Raw genomic sequence first — 21,666 nt, 5'->3', positions numbered from 1 at the left:
CATACTTATTTCTAGGCAATCATCGGAGTAATCAAATTTTTATTATAAAGTAAATTTATAACTATATTCGTAATTTTTCTAACAATTACCCATACATCCATATTTTTTTGCGGTTTGTACCTGTTTATCACGAATAACCTTGAACTTTGTCCTACAAAAATGTTCGTCAGAATATTTCTTGTAAAAATCCAATATTACCATATCTTTGTCTTTTATGAAAAAAAAATATTTATGTGAAATAACGGAAAAGCATTAACTATTTAAGCCAAAAAAATTAGCTAGTTATTCTTGAATGAATGAAGTAAAAATAACGAGAAGAGGTTAAAATTAAACAGATTTGAATATTTGAAATGCCCTATGATGGAATTCTTTAAAACAACTTATGACGCTTATATAGAAAGCAACGGACGGAAATTTTTATTTGTAATCGGATTACTGATTTTTTCTCATCCGGCAGTTGCACAGCACCACGCTATGAAAGGAGGGAATGCTAATAAAATTTCCGGGTATGCTGGCTATGTTCAGCCTATTGCATCATTTTCAGATGGAAAGGTTACTTCCAGCTTTTCCAATGGCTATAGTATGGCGATGGCTTTCGGGTTAAATATCGTAAAATCAAGCCATATTGCCTATAGCTTTGAGGTAGATCCGATCATACATTTTGGCCCAACAGAATCTAAGGTGAGCAATCTGTTGATTCAGCCTGGTATTATTCTAAAAGAGCGAAACGGCTATAGCATCGCACCCCGCCTCGCATTTGAGACCTCCGGACGTTTCGGTTTTGCTTTTTCTACTAGCAAGGTGTTTTACCGTGCTGATAGTTATAACTTCTTTCTACTTCTTTCATTTCCTTCTGTGAGATTTGGAAACAATGCACCGACCTCAGTTGGAGCATCAATGGCATTGGGCATGGGTTTTTAAAACTTATTCTCTTTTATCTCATTATCAACGCTTAAAAGAAGTTTATTCTGGTACAGCTTAATTGTAGCCGAAGTGCAGACACAATTGGAAAAGTACGGTGTGTCTATTCAATACAAGAAAACCAATACCAAAGTATTTAGATTGATAATTGTTTTGTTAAAAGTAAATATACACTTTTATAACAGCCTCAGGACAACGCTCCACCTTGGTTCTTACTCCGAAATTCATCGGGCGTTATTCCATTTTGCCTTTTGAAGAAGTGCGAAAATGCTTGGGAGTCTGAAAAGTTCAAATCGTAAGCGATGTTTTTTATCAACTCATCAGTATGTATCAATTGGCGTTTGGCAAATAGATTTCTTCGGCTCGCAATAAGTTCGCTCGCTTTTTTGCTGTAGCAGCAGCCAAATATTTCCGATATTTTTTTGGGTGAAACTTTTAGGATGCTTGCATAATCGGACACTTTCTTTAATTCTTTAAAATTGGCATTTACCAAATATTGAAATTCGCGAATGAGCTTTAAATCTTTAAAATCAATAGGAATATCTAACTCCGTTTCTGCGTGCTTTTTTTGGCTAATCAGAAGAAAACGCTGAAAAGAATTTCTAAGCAATGCCTCGGAAATAGGATTGTTTATATTTTTTGCTTCAGCAAGAAAGTTCTGCCAAATTTGCTCAAACATCGGTAATTCTTCTTCTCTTATAAGAATTTTTGGTAAATGGTTTAAGGCGTGCAACCCATAAAAAATCATTAAATATTCCCCAGTATTAGCCATTGTTTCAACGGGATTGATAAAGGTTTTATTAAACTTGATGAAACGAAAAGTTCCGGTAGTTGCTTGCAGGTTCATATAAAATTCCGAAACGAAGAGAATGCAATTGGTTCCAATTTCAATATCGTATCCGTCCAGTTTTACATTGGTTATTTCTCCCACATTCCACAGAATGGACAACTCTTCATCCAAATTATTTGGCATAAAAGAAAAAGGCGCCATGAGCTTATCTGAAATTCTTATTTTTTTAACCATCCCGTAAAATTGTTAGACCAAATATATAGTGTTGTATCAATACTAATTTTCACCTATTCGCCCCGATAGCCTGGAGCTCAGGCAGAACTTTTCAAAACCGGTACAATGTTGCACACTCATTTATATTAATTTCACATCAGCTTCTACTTCTAAAAGTCCCGGGCCATCATTCTCAAAATGCTGAAGCATTGCTTTTTTCAAATCCTCTTGTCTGTGGACTTTAATGCCAAATCCCCCACAACTTTGAGCATAAACTGCAAAGTCCGGATTCACCAGATCAGTTGCCCATTGGTCCCAACCTCCAGCCCGCTGCTCTTTGGATATTTTGCCCAGCTCGTTGTTGTTCAGTACAATGAGTTTGATAGGCATCTTGTATTTCACCAATGTGGTAAATTCTGCCAAATACTGACAAAGCCCACCATCACCTGCCACAGCAACAATTGGCCTTTCATTATCCACTGCAGCCCAAGCACCAATAGCAGCCGGGAGAGCAAAACCGATTGAACCTAAATAGCCTGACATCAAAAAGCTTTGATCTTTAGACTCAAAATACCTTCCAAATGAATAGGCATTATTACCTACATCCACGCACATTATGGCATTTTCGGGAGCCAATTTTGTAAGTGCGTCGAAGACGTAAATTGAACTAATGCCTTTTCCTCTGTCTTCGGCAAGTCGTTTTTGTTTTTCAGCCCGCCATATCTCCCACCGGGCCACTATTTCCTCAGTCTGATCAATTTTGTCTTTGGCCAAATCTTCAGAAGTCTCATTCAGCAAACCAACTGTCCTGGATATTTCACCAAATACAGCTACCTCTATTTTATGGAATTTGGCAATTGCCAATGGGTCAAAATCCAGTTGGATAATGGGCTTTTTGGGGGTGATCCCTGTATGGTTGGAAAAGGAAGCCCCGATCACTATCAATAAATCAGCTTCATTCATGAAATAAGAGGCTACAGGAGTTCCGCTTCTCCCCAGCACTCCGCAGCCCAGACGGTGATCATCCGATATTAAGCCCTTGCCTTTAAAAGTCGTCATTATCGGGCAGTTCAATTTTTCAGCAAACTGTACAATCCTATCCATGTGAAACCGCGCACCATGTCCTACAATAATTACAGGCCTTTTGGCAGTTTTAATTTTATCAATGGCTTCATCCAACTGCTCTTGGGGTGGAGCCACGGTAAGTGAAGTAATCCTCCCCTTAGGTGTCTGCGCTTTTGCTCCCTTAGCAGATAACACTTGTACCTGGTCGGGAAAAGTAAGGTGGGATACCTCGCGTTTTAGTATCGCATGCTTGATAGCTAAAGTCATTAACTCGGTATGCCTGCTTTGGTGTTCTACTCTTTGGTTAAATTCCGCAACTGCCTGAAAAGCCCTTACCAAATCAACTTCCTGAAAATTACCTGTGCCCACAACTTGGGTGGCGACCTGTCCGGTTAACGCTAAAATCGGTGCACGATCAACTTTTGCATCCCATAAGCCCGTAAACATGTTGGTGCTTCCCGGACCTGCAATGGCAAAGCAGGCAGCAGGTTTTCCTGTGAGTTTGCCGTAAGCAGAAGCAGCAAATGCAGCCGCGCCCTCGTGCCGGATGCCAATGAACTTCAACTTCCCTTTGTCCTCTTGTCTCCTAAAAGCATCTGCTAAACCAAGATTGGAATGACCAACCATTCCAAAAACCCGGTTTACTCCCCAATTTACCATGGTCTCCACCATGACATCTGTTACGGTTTCTTCATGAGGACCCTCCTCCTCCAACCCTACAAAAATAGCATCTCCTTCTACTTTAAGTTCAAAAGTCTCCAATCCGTCGTCATAATCTCCCGAGCTTCCACCATGCGGACAAAAGTCCCAACCGTGCCAAGGACAACGCAATAGCCCTTTTTCAATTGAGCCTTCACCAAGCGGCCCACCTTGATGAGGACATTTATTGTCCAAAGCAGTGAATTTCCCTTTGTAATGTGAAATGCAAAGGTCTTTGTGACCGGCAGTAACAGTCACTACCCGCCCTTCTTGGAGCTTGTTTTTATCGTCGAGTACCTTGTGCCATTGTATATTATTACTCATAATTTTCCTCTCTAATTGATATTACGCTAGTGGAGTATGTGAAAAGAACAGTAAAGACTATCGTTTTAAAACTATAATAGCGATTACCATACGATTTTGGAATGCCTGTGCAACATCATCAGTATACCTTTAATCCCATTCCAATTGGCTTCTTTCCCTCCAACCATCAACGTTGGAAACAGGATGGATTTTCAATGTATTCACCGCTTCTTCAGTAAGCTTGAAACTGTTTGCTTCTAGATTTCCCTGAAGTTGGCTTACTGAAGACCCTCCCCTTAATACCGTTTCAGAACTTGAATTATCCATACAAAACCGTAACACAATTGAACCTGCTCACCCTTACCATAAGAGGGTGCCGTATTAAAATACCGCACCCCCGTTTTGTAAGCTTCATCCAATGCCATAAATGCATTTTCTTTAAAAGCGGTTTCTGCTTTGTTGCACACTCCTATTTTCCCGATACGTATGTATTTGGGTTTTCCGAGTGCTGCAAGTACGAGACCTACTTTGGATCACAAATGCTCATTCTTTTTAAACGTTTAACCTTTCGCTATTTAAGCAGTTTCTGCATTTCTTCTACACATTTACGGCAAGCTTTGGCAGATTTTACGTGGTCTTCCGAATTAGGAAAACGCTCGCATTCCTCTGCACAGGCGAGGCAATTATCAATGCACACGTTCATTATTTGGTGCTTATAATCGGAATCTCTTTCATCCAGCTTAACACAAAGAATGCACAGCTCGGTACAGTCACGACAAAGTGCAATGCAACGCAGATAATCTGCATCAGCCATTTTTATACTTATGGCAGCAGTTTTTTCACAAGCTGCAAAACAGGTCAAACAGGCCTCAATCATTTTCGAATTGTCCATTCTTTTTAGTTATTTGTTAAACGTATATGTTGGTGATTCTCGTTTTTAAAATCATAAGCCAAATGCGCGTCTGGCACTTAGTGTATTTGGTTATTTAAATCATCAGAGTTATAAATAATCACAGCTTTTATAATTTTTCCTTTTTTGTTGAATTGAAAATGGATGCCTTCCATCGACTGAATGGATTTTTTTAAGGGTTTTCCATCTTCTCCCACTTGGCTAGAGAAGGTGTGGGTGCCTTTTATGGTATAGGCCAAAGCTCCTCTGTCGCCCTCCACTATATTGTGTTCTAAATGATACGTCATATCAGGAGCATAGTCAGCGATCTTTTTATTTAGCTCGTCAATCAATGCTTGGGCTCCGGTAATCATTTTTCCGTTGATGTTGATATCGGCATTTTTGGCAAACAGTGCTTTAAAAGCTTCCCAATCACGGGTGTTGAAGTTTTGAACATAGGCTTCCACGTTGTCTGTCAACATCTTTTTATGCGCTAAATTGGTTTTCTTTATCGGAAGCAAGCTTACTTTTTCAAATTCAGAAACTTTATCTACACCTGTGATCTGTTTTTTCAATTGGTCTAATTGCGTAATGGTGAGTAATTCCTTCATCCGGGCCTCGTCATCCATAACAAAAAATTCTGCTGCATACACATTAATTTTATTCCCAGATGCCGGAATTGTTCCGTAAGGTCCGTCCTGCTCGTCTTGCATAATGTACAATAAGCCTACTTCGTTTTCATCTACAATTACGATCCTGTCATGAAGTTCCAGTTCAGGAAACGGTGTGTGGAAACGCTTGATGCGGTTTACGAAATTATCGCGTCCGATTACGATTGCATTGTTGGAATTGACATAGATTTTCTCGTTTACAAGCGCACCATTTTTATAAAAATCTCCTGAACTAAAGTTTTTGTGAAACGTAGTCGCATTTTCTCTTACTTTTTCTGAATAAGCCTTGTCGGTATTTTGTGCTTGCACATTTAGGGCAAGCATCAAAGCTATTCCTGCTAAAAGGATTGTTTTTTGTAGTGCTTGTGTGTTCATTGTTGTCATTGTTCTCATTTTTCTGTTTTTAGTTGTTAATTAAATTGTTCAATTTACTTTTTATAGGTCTCCAGACTTCTGCCGAATACCATTATCGAAATTTCCAGCCCCGTCATATCTTTCAACAAAGAGAATTTTACGGTCGGGATTCCATCAAATGATTTTACTATTCAGGGAATTACTAAAGGCATTTTTAGCCCCAAAGTATAACCCGAAATCAATGCCGTTTAGTTAACGTATGTCCCCGATAGTCATGCGGGGCAGGCTATTTGTCGGAATGACAGCTTTGTCATTGTCTGCTCTTAACTAAACGGCATAATCTCGGTTGAATCGGGCGCATCGGTTAAAGCCCTCCATACAGCTCTACCGGTGGGCGATAATTAACACCTTTATGAAGCAGCGTGTTAAATTGCATATCCAATTTTGATTTGAAGGTATCCCAGTTTCTCTGCGGCATTTCTGTCCAGCCTACTTCGGCCAATGCCAGTGCCCTTGGGTAAGTCATGTAAAAAGCTCGAAACAGATCTTTTACACTTTCGCCCCAAACCGGGGCTTCAACTCCTCTGATATATTTTTTCTGCTGCTTCTTGTTAAAAGTATAGGCGGGGTCAAACTGATACACTTTTTGGAGCGTAATCACCCCCATCCAATCAACATTTGGTAGGCCATCCTTCCATTGCGGGTAGTCAAAGTAGGCATACTCTCCAGGTGAGCAAATCACTTCGTAATTGTTTTTTTTAGCAGCAGCCAATACCTTGGCAGCACTTCCCATTCTCCATAAAAATATGGTACTGTTTTCGAGATATTCCGGCACGTCCAACTCATACCAAAACAAAGGCTCTTTTTGATACTTGGTTAACGACTGATTTACTCTTTTAAAAAAGTAAGCAAACAGTTCCTGATCGGTTGTCAAGTGATGTTCCTTTTTTAAAGCCTGGCAAGGTGCGCAGTTCTTCCAGGCATCCAAAGGTGCCTCGTCTCCTCCAATATGAAACATTTTTGACGGAAAAATGCTGGACATCTCTTTTATAACATCGTCAATAAAAGTAAACACGGTATCGTTACCCACACATAAAATATCCTTTGATACGCCTTCATGATTTCGAACTTTCGTAACAGTATCGGCACAACTAAGTTTTAGCTCTGGGTAAGATGCAATGGCTGCCACACTATGGCCGGGCAAGTCAAATTCAGGTATCACTTCAACGTGTCTTTCAGCAGCAAATTGAACAAAGTCCTTCATTTCCTCCTGGGTGTAAAAGCCATTTCGTGGTGTTTTATCGCCATTCATTCCGTCTCTTCTGGACCCAATGGTAGTAAGTTTAGGATATTTTTTGATTTCGAGGCGCCAACCTTGATCATCGGTAAGGTGGAGATGCAATTTGTTGTATTTATAGCCAGCCATTACTTCCACATATTTTTTCAAATCCTCAATGGGAAGAAAATGCCTCGCAGGATCAAGCATCAGTCCCCGGTACGAAAAACGGGGTTGATCCTTAATACGAAGACAAGGCAAAGCCGAACTGTGTTGATAAAGGCTTGATTGGATGATTTGTTTTAATGTTTGAACCGCATAAAACATACCTTGGGCCGTAGCTGCCTTTAACGATATTGACCGAGGAGTGATTTCCAACTCATAGCCTTCGGCATTTTTTATGGATAAGTCTTTTGTCAGTTTGATAATCCCTACATTGGAAGTAGTGCTCTTTTCATTTGCCAAAGCGGTGCTATCGCAAAAGGTTTTAAGTTCTTTTTGTTCATTCTCAAATTCAGCAGCTTCGCAAAGCACCTTTAATGGCCTGTTCCACTGATATTTTCCTTCTTCATATTGAAGCTGGTTGGGTTCTGGGATAATAAACACATCTTGGGCTATAACACTTAAGGTTGACGTTAACAAAACAAGCAGCAGTGTTGCTTTTATTCTATTCATTCCCATAATTATATAAGTATAGTTTTTCAAATTCATTAACTAATCATGACTGGATTGCATAAAAACACCGACGATTTTCTCGTAACATTTCGAAAGAATATTAGAGCCGTAAGGTAAAAGAGAATATCCTGTTGCTGCCGACCAATAAGCTTGTCTATCCTCCTACACTACCATCAGAATATATGATGTGGCTATATTATATTTACCGGTCTTGTTTAGAGACTATGTCCGTCAATCACCATTATATTTATTAAAATTTAATTCTGAAGGTTTGTCCACACAGATGGAATCCAAGAATACACCAATAGTTAAATCCATCATTTTGTTTTCCCTGCTTTTACCTTGTTCAAGGCAACCGCATTCACACAGTAACGCAATCCGCTTGGTGCAGGGCCATCAGGGAAAACGTGTCCTAAGTGTGCATCACAAATATTGCATAGTGCCTCAATTCTCACCATCCCAAAACCAGCATCCTTTTTATACGCCACATTTTCTACGGCGATGGGCTGGGTAAAAGATGGCCAGCCGGTACCACTTTCAAACTTTTCATTGCTGTCAAAAAGCACCGTATCGCAGCATATACAGGCATATTCGCCCGGCTCAAAGAGACTGCACAATTCTGAGCTGTGTGCCCGTTCGGTCCCGTGCTGTCGGGTTACATGATAGGCTTCATCAGACAGCAGTGCTTTCCATTCTTCGTCTGTTTTTTCCACTCTTTTTGGTGGTGTTGGATTGCCATGAGTTGCGAATTTTATAACGTCATTCCAGTTTATCATTGCTTTATGTTTTAATTGTCAATAATGGGCAGGCTTAAAAAGCTGCTTTTTTATTTTGGATGGATGAAAAATCACTCCTCCAATTCTGTATAGTTCTCGATAATGTCTTTGCGAGCCGGTGTCCAACAGCTAACCATCGCGCCAGTGGGTGAGAGGCATTCCATATTGTGTTCATTGTTTGAGGGAACGACAACTGTTTGGCCGGGATACACCTTGTGTTTTTCTTTTCCGTTGGTGGCTTCAAATTCGCCCGCTACTACCACATTTACTTCCTGATTACTATGGTGGTGCGTACCGTCAAATCCCTTTCCGCTAAACCAAAGCTTGGCAGTCATCATTTCATCTGTATACGAAAGCACTTGTAGCGTTACGGTGTCGCTTAATTTGTATTTTTTAAAAGGTTTACTCATGGTTGGTTATTTTAAATGGTTTCAGTTTCTATAATTACTTTCCCTGTTAAGGTTTTATGCACCGGGCATTTGCCGGCAATTTCAGTTAACCGAGTCCGTTGGTCATCGGTCAGGTCGCCAATGAATTTTAGCTTTTTAGAAAGATGATCTATCTGTCCCGACTTTTCCACATCAACCATCAGGTCGTCACTGTGCTTTTTAGAGTAGGTGATATAGGCATACACTTCCTGCAGATCCCAGCCTTTTCTTTCGGCATAAAGTTTTACCGTAAGCACGGAACACGAAGCCAAAGCCGCGCTTAAAAAATCATAAGGAGCAGGGCCTAAATCGTCGCCTCCAACACTTTCGGGCTCATCGGCAATAATCGCATGCTTCCGGGTTTGCATCAAGGTGGTAAACTTATCTTCCTTTACATTCAAATGCGCTACCAGTTGCTCTCCCGCCGGATCCAGCATTTCGTTTTCTGCCTCATCAAAATAACGTTGCGCCCAGGTGCCAATCATATTTCCAACATACCGGCTGTCTTTGCTTTTGGTCAGCAAATGATCGGCAGTATCCAGGCCAATAAAGCTTTTGGGGTGAAAGGCGTGATGATACAACTCCCGGGCATTCTCAATGCCAACGCTGTTGTCTTGGGGTGCATGCATGATGAGAATAGGCTTCCGCAGCGTTTTTACAATGGCGATCAAATCAGTCTTGTCAAAATCCTTTACAAACTCCGCATTGATTTTAAACGGACGGCCTTCAATGGTCACTTCCACGGCTTCGTCGGTTTCGGCATCTTTTACCTGGTCGGAAAACAGACGCTTTGCGTGCGACACCGAAGCGGGAGCACCGACGGTGGCTACCGCTTTGATATTTTCCAGACGGGATGCCGCCACAATGGCTGCCGCACCTCCCAAAGAATGCCCAATCAAAAGTGAAGGTGCTTTGAAGTGTTCGTTTAAATAATCGCTTACCGAAATCAAATCGTCCACATTGGCCGAAAAATAGCTCTCTGCAAATTCTCCTTCGCTACGTCCCAATCCCATAAAATCAAATCGGACGACTCCAAAGCCGTAACTAGCAAGCGTTCTGCTGATATTCTTTACGGGTTCAAAAGTGCTGTTGCAGGTAAAGCAATGGGCGAAAATGGCATAAAAATGAGGCTTCTGGTTGGCGGGAAGCTCCAAATAAGCACTTAATTTATTGCCCTTTTTGTTAATGATTTCTAGCTTCGTTTTATTCATAGTATTCTTTTCAATTCGTTTTATAATTGGCAAGCAAAATGTTAAGTTTCAATTAATACTACCGCTCCCAGTCCTCCGTCGGCACATACACTGATCAATGCCTTTTTACTTTGTCCCATTTGGGAAACTTCTTTAACTGCCTGACTTAATATCCGTGCACCCGTTGCTCCAAACGGATGGCCGATGGCAATGCTGCTGCCGTTGGGGTTTAATTTTTCTGTTGGAAATTCACCAAAATCAAAAGTCGTCCCTACTTTTTTAAGGTGCTCTTTATTTTCCAGGTTCCGGATAGTGGATAGCACCTGTGATGCAAATGCCTCGTGGATTTCCCAAACATCAATGTCGTCATATCTCAGCCTGTTTCTTTCCAATAGGCGTGGAATGGCAAAGGTGGGTGACATCAATATGCCTTCTTCTTCAATTTTCACGCCCGCCATTTCCCAGTCTATCATTTTGGCTTTGTAAGACGAGGCAAATTCGGCTATTCTGTTCTTGCCCACTATCCAGGCTCCGGCAGCACCATCAGTAAACAAACTTGCATTGCCTGCTGTAATGCTTCCTTTGCCCGAAGATTTATCAAAAACAGGCTTTAAGGTGGCGAGTACTTCAAGCGTGGATGTTTTTCTTGGAATTTTGTCCTCTTTGATGCCAAATGCCTCAAATATCAAATCTTTAAAAAATCCCTTTTCAAATGCTTCAAAATAGTGCTGATGGCTTTGTAACGCAAACTTGTCTTGGTCCTCTCGTTTAATGCCCAATCGTTGCGCTGTAATTTCAGCGTGTTGCCCCATACTTTTTCCGGTAACGGAATTAACGCCCGGCGGGATGTAAAGCCTGTATTTAAATATTCCACCAATTAATTTCAACTTGTTGAAAAAACCTTTGGTGGTGCCAAAAGCCCTTAACCATTTTGAAGTGTAAGAACTTAGCCCTATCTGAACGTTAGAAAGGCTTTCTACACCGCCGGCAATGGCAATCTCGTCTTCGGTAATCAAGCAAGCCGATTGAATTGCAGCAGCCAGACTGCTGCCACAAGCCATGGTGGTGGTATAGGCAATGGTGGTATCGTCTACCTTTGATCGTAAAACAATATCGCGGGCGATGTTGCTGTACGCCAAATTTGGAATGACAGTTCCCCAAACTACATAATCCGGGTTTTTATGTGTTTCTTCCATTTTGTTTACCACAGAAACAGACATATCTACAGCATCAACGTTGCGTAGCTCTCTGTCGTTTTTTGCGAAAGGCGTCCTCAATCCTGAAACAACCCAGATTTCATCCATTATTTTCTTCATTTTCTGTTCAGCATCAGAATTACTTTTTATACTGCTCCCGCACCAATCGGTCGTCCTTTATAATGCTTGTAACAAACCAGACATAGTGTTTATCCTGCTTATCCCAGCCCAGGGCTTCAAAACTATTTCCGAAAGGACATGCAGGGAAATCGGGAAAGCCGACACGCAATATATAGCGGTCTGGATCCTGGTTAAACTCGGCCTTTTTCACACGGGGCAACCCGTATTTCGTTTCGGCATCGCTTAAATAATGGATGTGCGCATTATTTGCGTCGAATTTTTCCCTTACTTCGTCCGTTTCTATGGTTTCGATCCCGGCATAAGCATCTACCAAATATCCTTTGATGTTTTCTTTGGTAAGTGTGACAGCAAACAGGCGTTCCCCTTCCGTTCCATCGTCCTCAATGCTACTGAACCCATAAGCCTCATCGATCGTAAATTCACCCATCCCAAATCCTTTGTCCAACTTATCAGAAAACAACTGCTTGTTTTTAATCCTGAACTCGTGGCCATAACCCCGGTCTTTCAAATCGGCAACCGCCGCTACCAAATCTTCTGTATCGTTCATATTTTCTTGATTTTAATGAATTATTTCTATGGTGAATTTTTGATTATTGAATGTGAAGCTGTCACCGGCTTTTTTGCCTTTCAATTCCTTATAAATAGGAGCCTCGGTAGAAATGCCGATAAAATTTCTATCGCCAATCTTAAACGGTGGCTTGGAAACTGCCACGATGATACACCGCCCGTTTACGCTCACGATGGCACCGGGTTCTACCGTTGTTTTGGGTTCAAAAGAAATGGCTTCAATGGTTGCCAGGTGGTCTTCGTGGTTGTGAACGGCGCCGTCCAGCCTTTGAGAAATGTCGGCAGATTGGCTCTGATGCGAACGGTCGTCCAGATCTGTTACTTGCTCCACGTTTACATCGCTAGCACGTAAAAAGTTATAGTGACTTTCATTCGATTGTTCGATGTGTTTCTTTTCTTTTTTAAGCAGTTCCTGTTTGATCAAATTCTTATCCATGGCTATTTATTTTTTGTCTAATGCTCTTCTTTGAAGGTTTTCATCGTTTCGTCAAGCCCCGTTCTTGTATTTCTGTTTTCGGGATTGTCTTTTCCATAATTTTTGGCATCCTGTAGTATGGGGTAAAATTCGGTAAATGGCCCGTAGCCTGATTTGCTCAAACTATGACAGGAAATACACTTGCCTCCCAACGCTATGGAGCTGTCATTAAGCAGTTGTTTATCATAATTGGTAAATTTGAAGTACTGCCACCCACCTTTTACATCAGGAAATCTCACCGTGTCTTTAATAGTGGCGGACAGTGAATAGTGCGGCCCCTGATAAAAACCACGGCCAATGGGCGAAACAGTATCGCCTTTTCGCAGCAGCTCTTTCACAAATATGGTCCCCTCTTTATAGTATCCCTTCTCTTTCCAAAAACGGTAGCTATCCGGATCCATATAGACGTTTTGGAAGTCGGGAAAGAGTGCCGTAGAGTCCAATGATTTGGGGGTAGCCGCACTGCCTACAAACACCCAGGTCCGGTAATCAACGGGGCGCATCAACTCGCCATTTTCTGTAAACTGATAATACTTTTCCTCCTCCTGTTGACAGCTTTGTACCAGGAGTGCTGTCGTTATCGACAGTATCAGTAGAATAAATATCTTTTTCATCTGTTTATATTTTGTTTTTCAATAGTCACTACCTGTCCCGAAACTAGCGCTGGACAAGTCTTGATAAGTAAAATAATGACATTCGCTTATAGATTATTTTGATCATGTCGGTTTCATTCTCTATTGCTTTAAGTCAATTTTTAGTATAAATGCTGTAATTTTTCTTTGTTGATAACATTACTGAATTCCGAGATTAACATCTTTAATTTAGGGTCTATGTTAGTTCGACAGAATGGTTTCTCCGGATTGGCATAATAATAATTGTGGAACATTTCCTCCGAAAACCTGAACGATCCAAATGGAAGCACCTGGGTAATTATTTTTTCCTTAAATCCGCTCTGAAGTTGCTTCAAAATCATCTCCGCCTCTGGTATTTGAGCATCAGAAAAGGTATAAACAGCCGATTTGTACTTTTTCCTCATACTGTGGTTTACCGTGCTGCTATGTGTCCTTAAATGAATTTCCATTAAGGTTTTGAGCGTGATTTTCGTGCTGTCGTAATGCACGATTACTGCCTCCGAAAAATCCTCTGATTTATCAGGCGCCACAAAACCCTGCTCAACGGTTTTCACCCCTTTCAAAGACTGGTAAATGGCTTCCATACACCAATAGCAGCCACCACTAAAAGCTATTTTTTCATGTTCGTTTTTCATCTTCCCCCAATTGTTGTTTTATCTTTTTATGGGCCACCCTATGTTGAAATTCATTACATTTCCCCCTTTTTTTCAATTAAGTTCTTTCCAATATATAATTGGCAAAATAGTTATTGCCATCACTGAGTTTGTGCGATATTTTAAAGTCCGTTCCCCCTATTATTTTATGTATAACTTCATCGTTGTATTTTCTAGAAACCTCTGTTTCTATTCTTTCTCCCTTCTTAAAATCGAAAGATTTATCAAGGCTTTTAATACGTACTGTCTGATCTGTCTGACTTACCAGAAAGCTTCTCGCAACACCCTCCTGTTCTGTATATTCAGGTTGATGCCTGAAGTTTCCAATGTCAAAATCAGCCCCCAATTCCCTGTTAATCCGGGTTAACAGATTATAATTGAACGCTGCTGTAACGCCCTTGCTATCATTATAAGCGGGAAGCACAATAGATGCAGGTTTAATGAGGTCTGCTCCAAGCAATAATTTATCTCCTGGGTGAAGGTTCGACCCCAAATCGTAAATAAACTGCGTAGCCACCTCGTCTGGCATATTGCCAATGTTGGAACCCAGAAAAAGAATGACTTTTGGCTTTTTGATTTCTTTTAAGGAAGCCAAAATCTGAAAGTAATCGCCTTGTTTCTTGATCACCGAAACACCGGGCAATTCACTTTTCAAATCCGCTTCGAGCTTGTCCAGCGCATTTTGAGAAATATCCACAGGGAAGTAATCAAACTTATAGCCTCTCTGATCCAACAAATGCAACAGCCTTTTTGTCTTTAAACCATCGCCTGCACCCAGTTCTATTAACTCAAAATAGAGATCTGGGCTTAACTGCAATGCTTTGATAATACCATCTGTTTGGTTTTCGAATATGTCCATTTCGGCACGGGTAAGATAATATTCGGGCAGATGCATTATTTCCACAAAAAGCGCATCTCCCTCTTTGTCATAAAAGTACTTTGATGGCAAATGCTTGTTTGGGGCACTCAGACCTACATAAACATCTTTCTTAAATTGCGCTGTCATTCAGATTAATACTTTTTTCCGTTAAAAACACTGATATGAGGTTAACCGTGAGCATCACTACCCTGCTTAAGAGGAAGCCGGGCTAGCACCAGTCAAATTCCATTTATAGGCTGAGGGTTGTATATAGTGCTTGCCGAAACTATTTTTCGACAGAAGTCTTTCCCTGAGCCATAAACACCCTCGACCAAACACTCATCAGGATGATGCTCATAGAAAGCTCTTCTTTTTCCACATTGCTGAAGCCTACTTTACTAAGTTGTTCAAATGAAGATTGAATTTTATCCTGATCTAATTGTGATAGAGCTTCTGCATATTGCAATGCTGCTTTTTCCTTTTCAGTGAATAGCTTGCTGTCTCTCCAAGCCGACACGGCATATACTTTTGGTGCTTCAAGACCTGTTTCCAAAGCTGCTTTTGTGTGGAAAATGACGCAGTAATTGCAGTTGTCCAGCTGGGCAACACGCAGCCTGGCTATTTCTGCCACCTTTCGGTCGATATGCAGAGAAGCATAGCTGTCAGACCCATATGTCTTGGCCCATTCTGTTGGTATTTTTGTCCAGTCCGTTTCATTGGTATTTATACGGGATAATTCAAACCCGATATTTCCAAACGAACGTTCTGTAATCAATGGTTTTGTCTGCGCCTGTGTATTTATATTGAATACCATAAAAGTCAAGGTGATCAACAGTATTTTTTTCATGACTATTTGTTTTTAAAATTCAAAGCTTACGTGCACCCCTGTATAAAATTCTGTCCTTTTGGAAATTACGGATCCGACAAGTGGCCCGAAGCTCAGCCACTTGTTAGGCCTGAAGTTGATTTCGGCTTCATTGTAGATACCTAAAATACCTTCTTCCCCACCTTTTTTTGGAATGCTATAATTCAGCCCAAGGTTGAGCATCAGATATTTTGTAACATTCCAGGAGCCTATCAGGGCAATGTCATCATTGATCTCTGAGCCGTCAATGAATTTGTGTGTATAAGAGACCCCTCCGCCCCATTCGTGGGTGAACCAATAGGTAAGGTGAAATTCCGATTTGAACAATCCTTCAGAGTGAGAGGGGACATAACTGTAAATGGGCGACAGACTGATTTCCCAAACGCCTTTTTCGACTTCCCCTGCCTCCTCTTGTGCAAAGCAGTTAATGGAAATAAAGCTTATAGTAATTAGTGTGAGTATAGATTTTATCATTTGTATATTTTAATAAATGTTTGTAATGAACTTGTTTGCTTAGTCTACTATTTGATTTGAGGTGAACTGGAAACCGGAGGAAGTACCTCACCGAATTTGTCTACGGGCGTATCGCTTACCAAAATATCTAACCAAGGCGGTAGCAAGTCGTAAATAATGGCTATCGCTCCAAAAGCACCGTTTAGTCCATATTCTTTGTCAAGACGGTCGATGTCAGTTATTCTTAACTGCACTTTTCCTTTTGCATCTTTCCAAATTGTAGCTTTAATGGGCAACTCAAAAGCCGCTTCGGGGTTGGCTTTAAACAGTGCACCAACCAATGCATTGTTTTGAAACAACAGTGTTTCCATTTCATCAATGCCAACACCTTGTGATTTGGCATTTTTCTGTTGGTCTATTCGGGCAATAAACAGCACAGTAGGATACTGTTTTAAAATCGCCATTAGCCTGTCTGCCGTTTCCTTTACCGAATACGGACTTTCTCTGACCCATTTGTAACTACTCATTTCATTTTTTTTAATCAATTTCTGTGATATTCTTTTTTACAAATGAGACTAATTAACAACCTCCGCTCTGTTTTTTGTCTCTCGCCGCTGCATTTTTAAGCTCTGCTTCGGCATCCAACAAATCAAACGACAGCACCTTGAGCGGTACTTTTTCCGACCTGTTTTTTACCCAATGTTCTGTATCGTTATATTCCGTAAAGCAATCGCCGGCTTTCCAAAGGCGAGTTCCTTCAAATTGATTGCTATGCTCTTCGCCATTGCCTTCCAGTATATATAAAATGGCGGGGCGATTGGTGTGCGAATGCACGTTGATGATTTCACCCGGCTGGCATTCCAATACACGGCAACGCATATAGCGCTCCATAATGGGCGCTCCCCCTTTCGGGATAACAATGTCCGGAATATGGATGGCTGCCAATTCAGTGGAGGTTTCGTGATCGTTGAGTGCTATGGTACCCGGTTGGATAACGGTTTCTTTCTTTTTATCCATTATTTTAAAGTTTTAGTTGTATTGATTACACCCCTGCAAATAACTGTACCTCTACCAGCCACTCGGGTTTTGCCAAGCGCGCCACCTGCAAGGCGGCACGGGAAGGAACTTGTCCTTTGTCGCTCGCCACCCATTCGTCCCAAACCTTGTTGAAGGCTTCATAATTATCCATATCGGTGAGATAAATATTAGCATAAATGATCTTCGATTTGTCGGTACCGGCTTTCGCCAAAAGCGCATCTATATTTTTGAAAAGCCCCTTTGACTGCTCGGTGATGGTTGCGCCATCAGCAACTTGCCCCGCAAGGATCAATAAATTCCCGTTTTGGGAAGCTTGGCTCATTCGGTTGTTCTGTTCAATTCGTTTAATACTCATTGTTTTGTGTTTTTGACCACAGCGGCACGAAGAACACAAAGGCTTTTCTTTGTGCTCCTCGCATCCTTGTGGTAAATATGTTTTTATTAATCTGTTAAGTCTAGCTTTCAATTACTTTACGAAAGGCAAAAACTCATCCTGATTGGAAATGACAATAAGGGACTGTATTTTCCCATCAGCACCGACTTCAAAATGTATGGCTTCTCTTATTTCAAAGTCTTTTTGTGTTGGTTGGAACGTCTTGTTTTTATAGGAGTAAGCACCGTCGTGTTTGCCGTTCATTGTATAGCCAATGGCCGAACGGTTGGCTTCTACAACGCTTCTGTCAAGTTGGTAAGTGATGTTGGAAAATGAAGCGACACGGCTTTTTATCTTTTCCATAAAGGCATCAGCACCTGTAAACATTTCTCCGTTCCAGTTGACTTTTACATCTGCTGCCAAAAGATTTTTAAAGCCTTCCCAATTGCGGAAATTGAAATGCCTTACATACATATCCGTTGTTTTTTCTGTAACTTCTTTCGACACCGAATGATCAATAGGATAAAGCGTCACTTTCTGATGCTCTTCAATGGTTTCTTCGCCTTTTATTTGTGCTTTCAGCTTGTCCAATTGTGTGATGGTGAGCAAATCTTTCATCAACCCTTTTTCGTCCATCACAAAAAATTCAGCACTCATTGCCTCCACCTTATTTCCGGTAGGAGCCAAATCGCCGTATTTTCCTTTTTGCTTGCCTTGTAATATATAGTGAACCGCAGCAATGTTGTCTTCAACAATGACGATTCGGTCGGTCAAGGTCATTCCGGGAAATGGTCCGTCGTAGCGTTTAACCCGCTTAACGAAATCTTCTCTTCCTACCAAAATGGCATTGTTTGAATTCACATAAATGTCTTCGGTAACCAGCAAGCCATTTTCATCGAATTTACCCGCACTGAAGTTGATATGGAATTGCGCTCCATTATCCCTGACCAGTTGCGCGTAATCGGATCCTTCTTGCGCATTGGCAAACGTTGCAACGAGCAAAGCCGTTACGAATAATAAGAAAGTGCGTTTCATGGTTAAAATGTATTTCATAGTTAAAATTTTATTGTTTGAGCTTATAGGTTAGCAGATACTTGAACTTCTACCTTCCATTCTGGCTTTGCCAACTGAACTACCTGAACGGTGGCACGTGATGGCTTTGAACTATTTCCAAGCCATTTTATCCAAGCGTCATTGAATTCTCCGTAATCGTTCATATCTGTTAAATAGACTGTGGCGAATATGATTTTTGATTTGTCGGTGCCGGCTTTTGTCAATAGGCCGTCTATAGTTTTGAAAACATTTTGAGCCTGTTCCGTTATTGTTTTGCCATCGCCAATTTGCCCAGATAAGAAAACTAAATTACCGGCTTTGGAAGCTTGGCTGATGTGTGTCCCTTGTTCGATTCTTTCAATAGTAGTTTCCACAGGGGCCACTTGCTCAGTTCTCTGAGTCGCTGTGGGAGCCTCACATTTTTCTTCTTGCTTACAACAAGATGTTAGCGAAAGTGAAGCAATGATTGCTGTTGAAAATAAGATGTGTTTCATTTTACTCATAATATTGAATTGATTTGCATCGATTATTAGTTACTGATTTTTTATCGAATGTTCTTATCAGCTGGATCCCACAGCTCGGTTACGAAATAGATTGCTTCCTGGCCGGAGGAATTCTTGACTTCGATTTTTCCCGTATTTATAAGGCTTCGCGATTCTAATGAGGCAATTGTTTCTGAAGTATTTGAACCAGTATTTTTTACTTCAACCGTCCCTTTCAACACAATGATATAAGAAGGAAGATTGGAATAATTCTGAACTCCGGTTGTTGCACCGGCCGGCATGGTCACTCTTCTGATTCTCAAATGCCTTTCCAAAAAGGTGGCCTTCCCTTTGGGGAATTTAATGTCCTGAATGTTGGTGCTGTGCAGTTGCGTGCTTATTTCATGATCAAACAATTTGGGTGCAAAGACGTAGAAGGGGTCTTCATCCGCTTTTAGTTTCTCAAACAAGGGCATATGTTGCGGATAGATTTGGTTGTTTTGTTTGGAACCGTCATCCAAAAGGTCGAAAGTAATAATCCTTAGTGTATCGGTTTTGGATAAATTATATGCATAGTGGATAAAGCTATTGTATTCCAAAGTGGCTTCGCTAAACGCTGCTTCTTCCATCGGTTCTTTGTAGGAACGTACTCCGAGTCCTTTTCCTTGGATAATGCCCAGTATTGCCGGTCTGTTTTCGTGACTGTGTATTCCCACGATACCGGCGGGAAATACGTCCAGCTTTCTCATCCGTAAGCTACGGAGCTCAAGGGGTTTGTTCCCTTCGGGTAGTTTGACGTCCGAAATTTTTATCTCGCCCACAACCTTGGTTGTAATTTGGGATTTCCCATATTTTGAGGGGCTTTTCTGACCATATGCGAACATTGTACATATAGCGATGGATGCCGTAAGTAATATTTTTTTCATTTAACGCTGTTTTTTGTGTTATTTTTCATTGTTATTTGCTTTTTTTAGCGTCAATAAACTTTAAAAAAGCCCCTTGATCAGACATCATAATGATGGATTTGATTTTTCCGTCTGCGCTTACTTCCAAATGCTGTACTTCTCTTGTCTGTACCGCATTTCCACTTGCCGGATAGTTTTTCCCTTTGTAGGTAAACAAGCCATTGTGCGTGCCGTGTAAAGTGTAGCCAATGGCTGCACGGTTCCCTTCGGCGGCACTCCTGTCCAATTGGTAGGTCAAATCGGGAAATGGAGTCAAGCGCTCTTTCATTTTTTCAATAACCGCCTCTTTCCCACTCACGTGATTGCTGTTCCAATTCGCCTGAACGTCATCGCTTAATAGTTCGCTTATGGCATCCCAATCGCGAAAATTGAAATGACGCAGGTACAAATCCGCCGCCTTTTTAGTTACCGCTTTCGGCACACTGTGATCAATGGGATAAAGCGTCACTTTCTGATGTTCTTCGATATGCTCTTCACCAGAAGCAGTGGCTAAAAATTTATCTACTTGCGAAATGGTGATCAAATCTTTCATCAGTCCGTTTTCATCCATCGTAAAAAACTCACTGCTCATAGCTTCTACTTTGTTTCCGGTGGGTTCTAAGTCTCCAAACTTGCCGAGATGCGTGGCCTGCATCAGGTAATGAAACGCCACTATATTTCCATCAACAATCATAATGCGGTCGTTGACCTCCAAGCCGGGAAACGGCTTTTCATAACGTGTTAAACGACCCACAAATTTGTCACGACCCACCACAATCTTTCCGTTGGAATTGACATAAATATCTTCAGTTGTCAACGGACCATTGTCGGTGAACCTGCCGGCACTAAAGTTTTTATGAAACTGCGAACTGTTCTTCCTTACCAAGGCTTCGTAAGCTGAATCACTTTTAGCCTCCTTTGTGACTACTCTATTTTCGTTCGCTTGGTCTTGATTAGTTTGTTTACAAGAACCTAGAACTACTACTGAAATTAATAAGAGGAGTACTTTTCTCATTGGTTGAATTTTTAACCTTACATGTGTTTGTTTTTTCCGTCCTAATTATGATTACCGGGAACAATTAGGAACTCCGATGCTTACATCGAAATGTCTTTTAGTTTTGTACCTTGAAGGGTTCGCCCTGAGGTAATTGCCTTACAAAATATGCTCATCCGCAGGATCCCAAATTCTCATAATGATGTAAAGGGATTTTCCGGTAACTAAGGCATTGCCAACCTACATTGCCTGCATTGATAAGCTTGGTAGCACCGAACGGTTACCGTGTTTCTGCGGTCGCATTTTCTTTTTTTTCACTAATGTTGCCTTCGAGCGCAAAGACATAAGATGACCTGTTTTAAGCACTTTGGAGCTAACACCTTCTGCCCTTGCAGAAACCATTGTGGTTACGGTTTCAGTGGTTGTTTGGTCTTTTTTTGTCTGATTGAAAGAGTTAGGGGTAATTATTGCGACTAGTAAAGGGAATAGTTTTTTCATTTATTATTCAGGTTATTGTTATTTCTTTTCAAAAATTGGCCTACAACAGTCCAGTGCTTAAAGAAACATGATAGGCTATCTTGATAATGAACTTCATTATCTGTCTCTGGTCAAGTGTAAGTACAGTTATGGATGACGATGCAATTGCTTTAGAAGAGCAAATGAAACAATCACAAAAACAACTCAACCTTGT

At 41.0% G+C, this 21,666-nt stretch carries 26 protein-coding genes; 1 reads left to right on the top strand and 25 read right to left on the bottom strand.

Annotation, left to right across the window (positions count from 1 at the left end; genetic code table 11):
* The first annotated feature begins 357 nt into the window (after positions 1 to 357).
* A complete protein-coding gene (locus FKX85_RS05765) occupies positions 358 to 921 on the top strand; it encodes a hypothetical protein (protein ID WP_141613819.1) in 564 nt (187 codons plus the stop codon).
* 187 nt (positions 922 to 1,108) lie between these two features.
* On the opposite strand, the gene FKX85_RS05760 is transcribed toward FKX85_RS05765, so the two are convergent.
* The 25 genes from FKX85_RS05760 to FKX85_RS05635 all read right to left on the bottom strand — a co-directional run bounded on the left by FKX85_RS05760 (position 1,109) and on the right by FKX85_RS05635 (position 21,473).
* Positions 1,109 to 1,945 (bottom strand): helix-turn-helix domain-containing protein, encoded by an 837-nt coding sequence (locus tag FKX85_RS05760; RefSeq protein ID WP_141613818.1) that lies wholly within the window; start codon positions 1,943 to 1,945, stop codon positions 1,109 to 1,111.
* 120 nt (positions 1,946 to 2,065) lie between these two features.
* A complete protein-coding gene (locus tag FKX85_RS05755; protein WP_141613817.1) occupies positions 2,066 to 4,012 on the bottom strand; it encodes a thiamine pyrophosphate-binding protein in 1,947 nt (648 codons plus the stop codon).
* 129 nt (positions 4,013 to 4,141) lie between these two features.
* Positions 4,142 to 4,318, bottom strand: coding sequence for a hypothetical protein (locus FKX85_RS05750; protein WP_141613816.1), 177 nt, complete (start codon positions 4,316 to 4,318; stop codon positions 4,142 to 4,144).
* 244 nt (positions 4,319 to 4,562) lie between these two features.
* On the bottom strand, positions 4,563 to 4,883 hold the full coding sequence (locus FKX85_RS05740) for a four-helix bundle copper-binding protein (RefSeq protein ID WP_141613815.1): 321 nt from the start codon (positions 4,881 to 4,883) through the stop codon (positions 4,563 to 4,565).
* Positions 4,884 to 4,960: 77 nt separating this feature from the next.
* The gene (locus tag FKX85_RS05735; protein WP_141613814.1) at positions 4,961 to 5,944 is read right to left on the bottom strand and encodes a nuclear transport factor 2 family protein; all 984 of its coding nucleotides are present in this window, start codon (positions 5,942 to 5,944) and stop codon (positions 4,961 to 4,963) included.
* 325 nt (positions 5,945 to 6,269) lie between these two features.
* Positions 6,270 to 7,856, bottom strand: coding sequence for a beta-N-acetylhexosaminidase (locus tag FKX85_RS05730; protein WP_141613813.1), 1,587 nt, complete (start codon positions 7,854 to 7,856; stop codon positions 6,270 to 6,272).
* A 317-nt stretch (positions 7,857 to 8,173) separates the two neighbouring features.
* Positions 8,174 to 8,632 (bottom strand): peptide-methionine (R)-S-oxide reductase MsrB, encoded by a 459-nt coding sequence (msrB, locus tag FKX85_RS05725; RefSeq protein ID WP_141613812.1) that lies wholly within the window; start codon positions 8,630 to 8,632, stop codon positions 8,174 to 8,176.
* Between the two features lie 71 nt (positions 8,633 to 8,703).
* Complete coding sequence (locus FKX85_RS05720) at positions 8,704 to 9,042, bottom strand: cupin domain-containing protein (RefSeq protein WP_141613811.1); 339 nt, start codon at positions 9,040 to 9,042, stop codon at positions 8,704 to 8,706.
* 11 nt (positions 9,043 to 9,053) lie between these two features.
* Positions 9,054 to 10,271 carry a bifunctional alpha/beta hydrolase/OsmC family protein gene (locus FKX85_RS05715; RefSeq protein ID WP_141613810.1) on the bottom strand — a complete coding sequence of 406 codons (1,218 nt, stop codon included), beginning with the start codon at positions 10,269 to 10,271 and terminating at the stop codon, positions 9,054 to 9,056.
* A 41-nt stretch (positions 10,272 to 10,312) separates the two neighbouring features.
* A complete protein-coding gene (locus FKX85_RS05710) occupies positions 10,313 to 11,566 on the bottom strand; it encodes a thiolase family protein (protein WP_141613809.1) in 1,254 nt (417 codons plus the stop codon).
* Positions 11,567 to 11,585: 19 nt separating this feature from the next.
* The gene (locus tag FKX85_RS05705) at positions 11,586 to 12,134 is read right to left on the bottom strand and encodes a hypothetical protein (protein WP_141613808.1); all 549 of its coding nucleotides are present in this window, start codon (positions 12,132 to 12,134) and stop codon (positions 11,586 to 11,588) included.
* A 12-nt stretch (positions 12,135 to 12,146) separates the two neighbouring features.
* Positions 12,147 to 12,590 (bottom strand): hypothetical protein, encoded by a 444-nt coding sequence (locus FKX85_RS05700; protein ID WP_141613807.1) that lies wholly within the window; start codon positions 12,588 to 12,590, stop codon positions 12,147 to 12,149.
* A gap of 17 nt (positions 12,591 to 12,607) precedes the next feature.
* Positions 12,608 to 13,243 carry a cytochrome P460 family protein gene (locus tag FKX85_RS05695; protein WP_141613806.1) on the bottom strand — a complete coding sequence of 212 codons (636 nt, stop codon included), beginning with the start codon at positions 13,241 to 13,243 and terminating at the stop codon, positions 12,608 to 12,610.
* Positions 13,244 to 13,383: 140 nt separating this feature from the next.
* Positions 13,384 to 13,896 carry a peptide-methionine (S)-S-oxide reductase gene (locus FKX85_RS05690; protein ID WP_141613805.1) on the bottom strand — a complete coding sequence of 171 codons (513 nt, stop codon included), beginning with the start codon at positions 13,894 to 13,896 and terminating at the stop codon, positions 13,384 to 13,386.
* A 76-nt stretch (positions 13,897 to 13,972) separates the two neighbouring features.
* Positions 13,973 to 14,920: an L-histidine N(alpha)-methyltransferase gene (locus tag FKX85_RS05685; RefSeq protein WP_141613804.1), complete on the bottom strand. Its 948-nt coding sequence runs from the start codon at positions 14,918 to 14,920 to the stop codon at positions 13,973 to 13,975.
* Positions 14,921 to 15,059: 139 nt separating this feature from the next.
* The gene (locus FKX85_RS05680; protein WP_141613803.1) at positions 15,060 to 15,620 is read right to left on the bottom strand and encodes a carboxymuconolactone decarboxylase family protein; all 561 of its coding nucleotides are present in this window, start codon (positions 15,618 to 15,620) and stop codon (positions 15,060 to 15,062) included.
* A gap of 12 nt (positions 15,621 to 15,632) precedes the next feature.
* Positions 15,633 to 16,112 (bottom strand): hypothetical protein, encoded by a 480-nt coding sequence (locus FKX85_RS05675; protein ID WP_141613802.1) that lies wholly within the window; start codon positions 16,110 to 16,112, stop codon positions 15,633 to 15,635.
* Positions 16,113 to 16,159: 47 nt separating this feature from the next.
* Complete coding sequence (locus FKX85_RS05670; protein WP_141613801.1) at positions 16,160 to 16,618, bottom strand: DUF302 domain-containing protein; 459 nt, start codon at positions 16,616 to 16,618, stop codon at positions 16,160 to 16,162.
* Between the two features lie 52 nt (positions 16,619 to 16,670).
* Positions 16,671 to 17,108: a cupin domain-containing protein gene (locus tag FKX85_RS05665; protein WP_141613800.1), complete on the bottom strand. Its 438-nt coding sequence runs from the start codon at positions 17,106 to 17,108 to the stop codon at positions 16,671 to 16,673.
* A gap of 25 nt (positions 17,109 to 17,133) precedes the next feature.
* Positions 17,134 to 17,484, bottom strand: coding sequence for a RidA family protein (locus tag FKX85_RS05660; protein WP_141613799.1), 351 nt, complete (start codon positions 17,482 to 17,484; stop codon positions 17,134 to 17,136).
* 111 nt (positions 17,485 to 17,595) lie between these two features.
* On the bottom strand, positions 17,596 to 18,555 hold the full coding sequence (locus FKX85_RS05655; protein WP_141613798.1) for a nuclear transport factor 2 family protein: 960 nt from the start codon (positions 18,553 to 18,555) through the stop codon (positions 17,596 to 17,598).
* 23 nt (positions 18,556 to 18,578) lie between these two features.
* Entirely contained in the window at positions 18,579 to 19,058 is a 480-nt protein-coding gene (locus tag FKX85_RS05650) for a RidA family protein (protein ID WP_210416908.1), read from the bottom strand.
* A 41-nt stretch (positions 19,059 to 19,099) separates the two neighbouring features.
* On the bottom strand, positions 19,100 to 19,963 hold the full coding sequence (locus tag FKX85_RS05645) for a cupin domain-containing protein (protein WP_141613797.1): 864 nt from the start codon (positions 19,961 to 19,963) through the stop codon (positions 19,100 to 19,102).
* A gap of 31 nt (positions 19,964 to 19,994) precedes the next feature.
* Complete coding sequence (locus tag FKX85_RS05640; protein ID WP_141613796.1) at positions 19,995 to 20,996, bottom strand: nuclear transport factor 2 family protein; 1,002 nt, start codon at positions 20,994 to 20,996, stop codon at positions 19,995 to 19,997.
* A 219-nt stretch (positions 20,997 to 21,215) separates the two neighbouring features.
* Complete coding sequence (locus FKX85_RS05635) at positions 21,216 to 21,473, bottom strand: hypothetical protein (protein ID WP_141613795.1); 258 nt, start codon at positions 21,471 to 21,473, stop codon at positions 21,216 to 21,218.
* Positions 21,474 to 21,666 lie beyond the last annotated feature (193 nt).

Source organism: Echinicola soli (assembly GCF_006575665.1).
Taxonomy (GTDB): domain Bacteria; phylum Bacteroidota; class Bacteroidia; order Cytophagales; family Cyclobacteriaceae; genus Echinicola; species Echinicola soli.
The sequence above is the reverse complement of the archived record's forward strand: the minus strand, read 5'-3'. Positions and strand labels throughout refer to the sequence as shown.

Excerpts from the sequence above, each read along its gene's own strand:
- FKX85_RS05765 (WP_141613819.1), top strand. The coding sequence starts at position 358 with ATGATGGAATTCTTTAAAACAACTTATGACGCTTATATAGAAAGCAAC.
- FKX85_RS05760 (WP_141613818.1), bottom strand. The coding sequence starts at position 1,945 with ATGGTTAAAAAAATAAGAATTTCAGATAAGCTCATGGCGCCTTTTTCT.
- FKX85_RS05755 (WP_141613817.1), bottom strand. The coding sequence starts at position 4,012 with ATGAGTAATAATATACAATGGCACAAGGTACTCGACGATAAAAACAAG.
- FKX85_RS05750 (WP_141613816.1), bottom strand. The coding sequence starts at position 4,318 with ATGGATAATTCAAGTTCTGAAACGGTATTAAGGGGAGGGTCTTCAGTA.
- FKX85_RS05740 (WP_141613815.1), bottom strand. The coding sequence starts at position 4,883 with ATGGACAATTCGAAAATGATTGAGGCCTGTTTGACCTGTTTTGCAGCT.
- FKX85_RS05735 (WP_141613814.1), bottom strand. The coding sequence starts at position 5,944 with ATGAGAACAATGACAACAATGAACACACAAGCACTACAAAAAACAATC.
- FKX85_RS05730 (WP_141613813.1), bottom strand. The coding sequence starts at position 7,856 with ATGAATAGAATAAAAGCAACACTGCTGCTTGTTTTGTTAACGTCAACC.
- msrB (WP_141613812.1), bottom strand. The coding sequence starts at position 8,632 with ATGATAAACTGGAATGACGTTATAAAATTCGCAACTCATGGCAATCCA.
- FKX85_RS05720 (WP_141613811.1), bottom strand. The coding sequence starts at position 9,042 with ATGAGTAAACCTTTTAAAAAATACAAATTAAGCGACACCGTAACGCTA.
- FKX85_RS05715 (WP_141613810.1), bottom strand. The coding sequence starts at position 10,271 with ATGAATAAAACGAAGCTAGAAATCATTAACAAAAAGGGCAATAAATTA.
- FKX85_RS05710 (WP_141613809.1), bottom strand. The coding sequence starts at position 11,566 with ATGAAGAAAATAATGGATGAAATCTGGGTTGTTTCAGGATTGAGGACG.
- FKX85_RS05705 (WP_141613808.1), bottom strand. The coding sequence starts at position 12,134 with ATGAACGATACAGAAGATTTGGTAGCGGCGGTTGCCGATTTGAAAGAC.
- FKX85_RS05700 (WP_141613807.1), bottom strand. The coding sequence starts at position 12,590 with ATGGATAAGAATTTGATCAAACAGGAACTGCTTAAAAAAGAAAAGAAA.
- FKX85_RS05695 (WP_141613806.1), bottom strand. The coding sequence starts at position 13,243 with ATGAAAAAGATATTTATTCTACTGATACTGTCGATAACGACAGCACTC.
- FKX85_RS05690 (WP_141613805.1), bottom strand. The coding sequence starts at position 13,896 with ATGAAAAACGAACATGAAAAAATAGCTTTTAGTGGTGGCTGCTATTGG.
- FKX85_RS05685 (WP_141613804.1), bottom strand. The coding sequence starts at position 14,920 with ATGACAGCGCAATTTAAGAAAGATGTTTATGTAGGTCTGAGTGCCCCA.
- FKX85_RS05680 (WP_141613803.1), bottom strand. The coding sequence starts at position 15,620 with ATGAAAAAAATACTGTTGATCACCTTGACTTTTATGGTATTCAATATA.
- FKX85_RS05675 (WP_141613802.1), bottom strand. The coding sequence starts at position 16,112 with ATGATAAAATCTATACTCACACTAATTACTATAAGCTTTATTTCCATT.
- FKX85_RS05670 (WP_141613801.1), bottom strand. The coding sequence starts at position 16,618 with ATGAGTAGTTACAAATGGGTCAGAGAAAGTCCGTATTCGGTAAAGGAA.
- FKX85_RS05665 (WP_141613800.1), bottom strand. The coding sequence starts at position 17,108 with ATGGATAAAAAGAAAGAAACCGTTATCCAACCGGGTACCATAGCACTC.
- FKX85_RS05660 (WP_141613799.1), bottom strand. The coding sequence starts at position 17,484 with ATGAGTATTAAACGAATTGAACAGAACAACCGAATGAGCCAAGCTTCC.
- FKX85_RS05655 (WP_141613798.1), bottom strand. The coding sequence starts at position 18,555 with ATGAAATACATTTTAACCATGAAACGCACTTTCTTATTATTCGTAACG.
- FKX85_RS05650 (WP_210416908.1), bottom strand. The coding sequence starts at position 19,058 with ATGAGTAAAATGAAACACATCTTATTTTCAACAGCAATCATTGCTTCA.
- FKX85_RS05645 (WP_141613797.1), bottom strand. The coding sequence starts at position 19,963 with ATGAAAAAAATATTACTTACGGCATCCATCGCTATATGTACAATGTTC.
- FKX85_RS05640 (WP_141613796.1), bottom strand. The coding sequence starts at position 20,996 with ATGAGAAAAGTACTCCTCTTATTAATTTCAGTAGTAGTTCTAGGTTCT.
- FKX85_RS05635 (WP_141613795.1), bottom strand. The coding sequence starts at position 21,473 with ATGAAAAAACTATTCCCTTTACTAGTCGCAATAATTACCCCTAACTCT.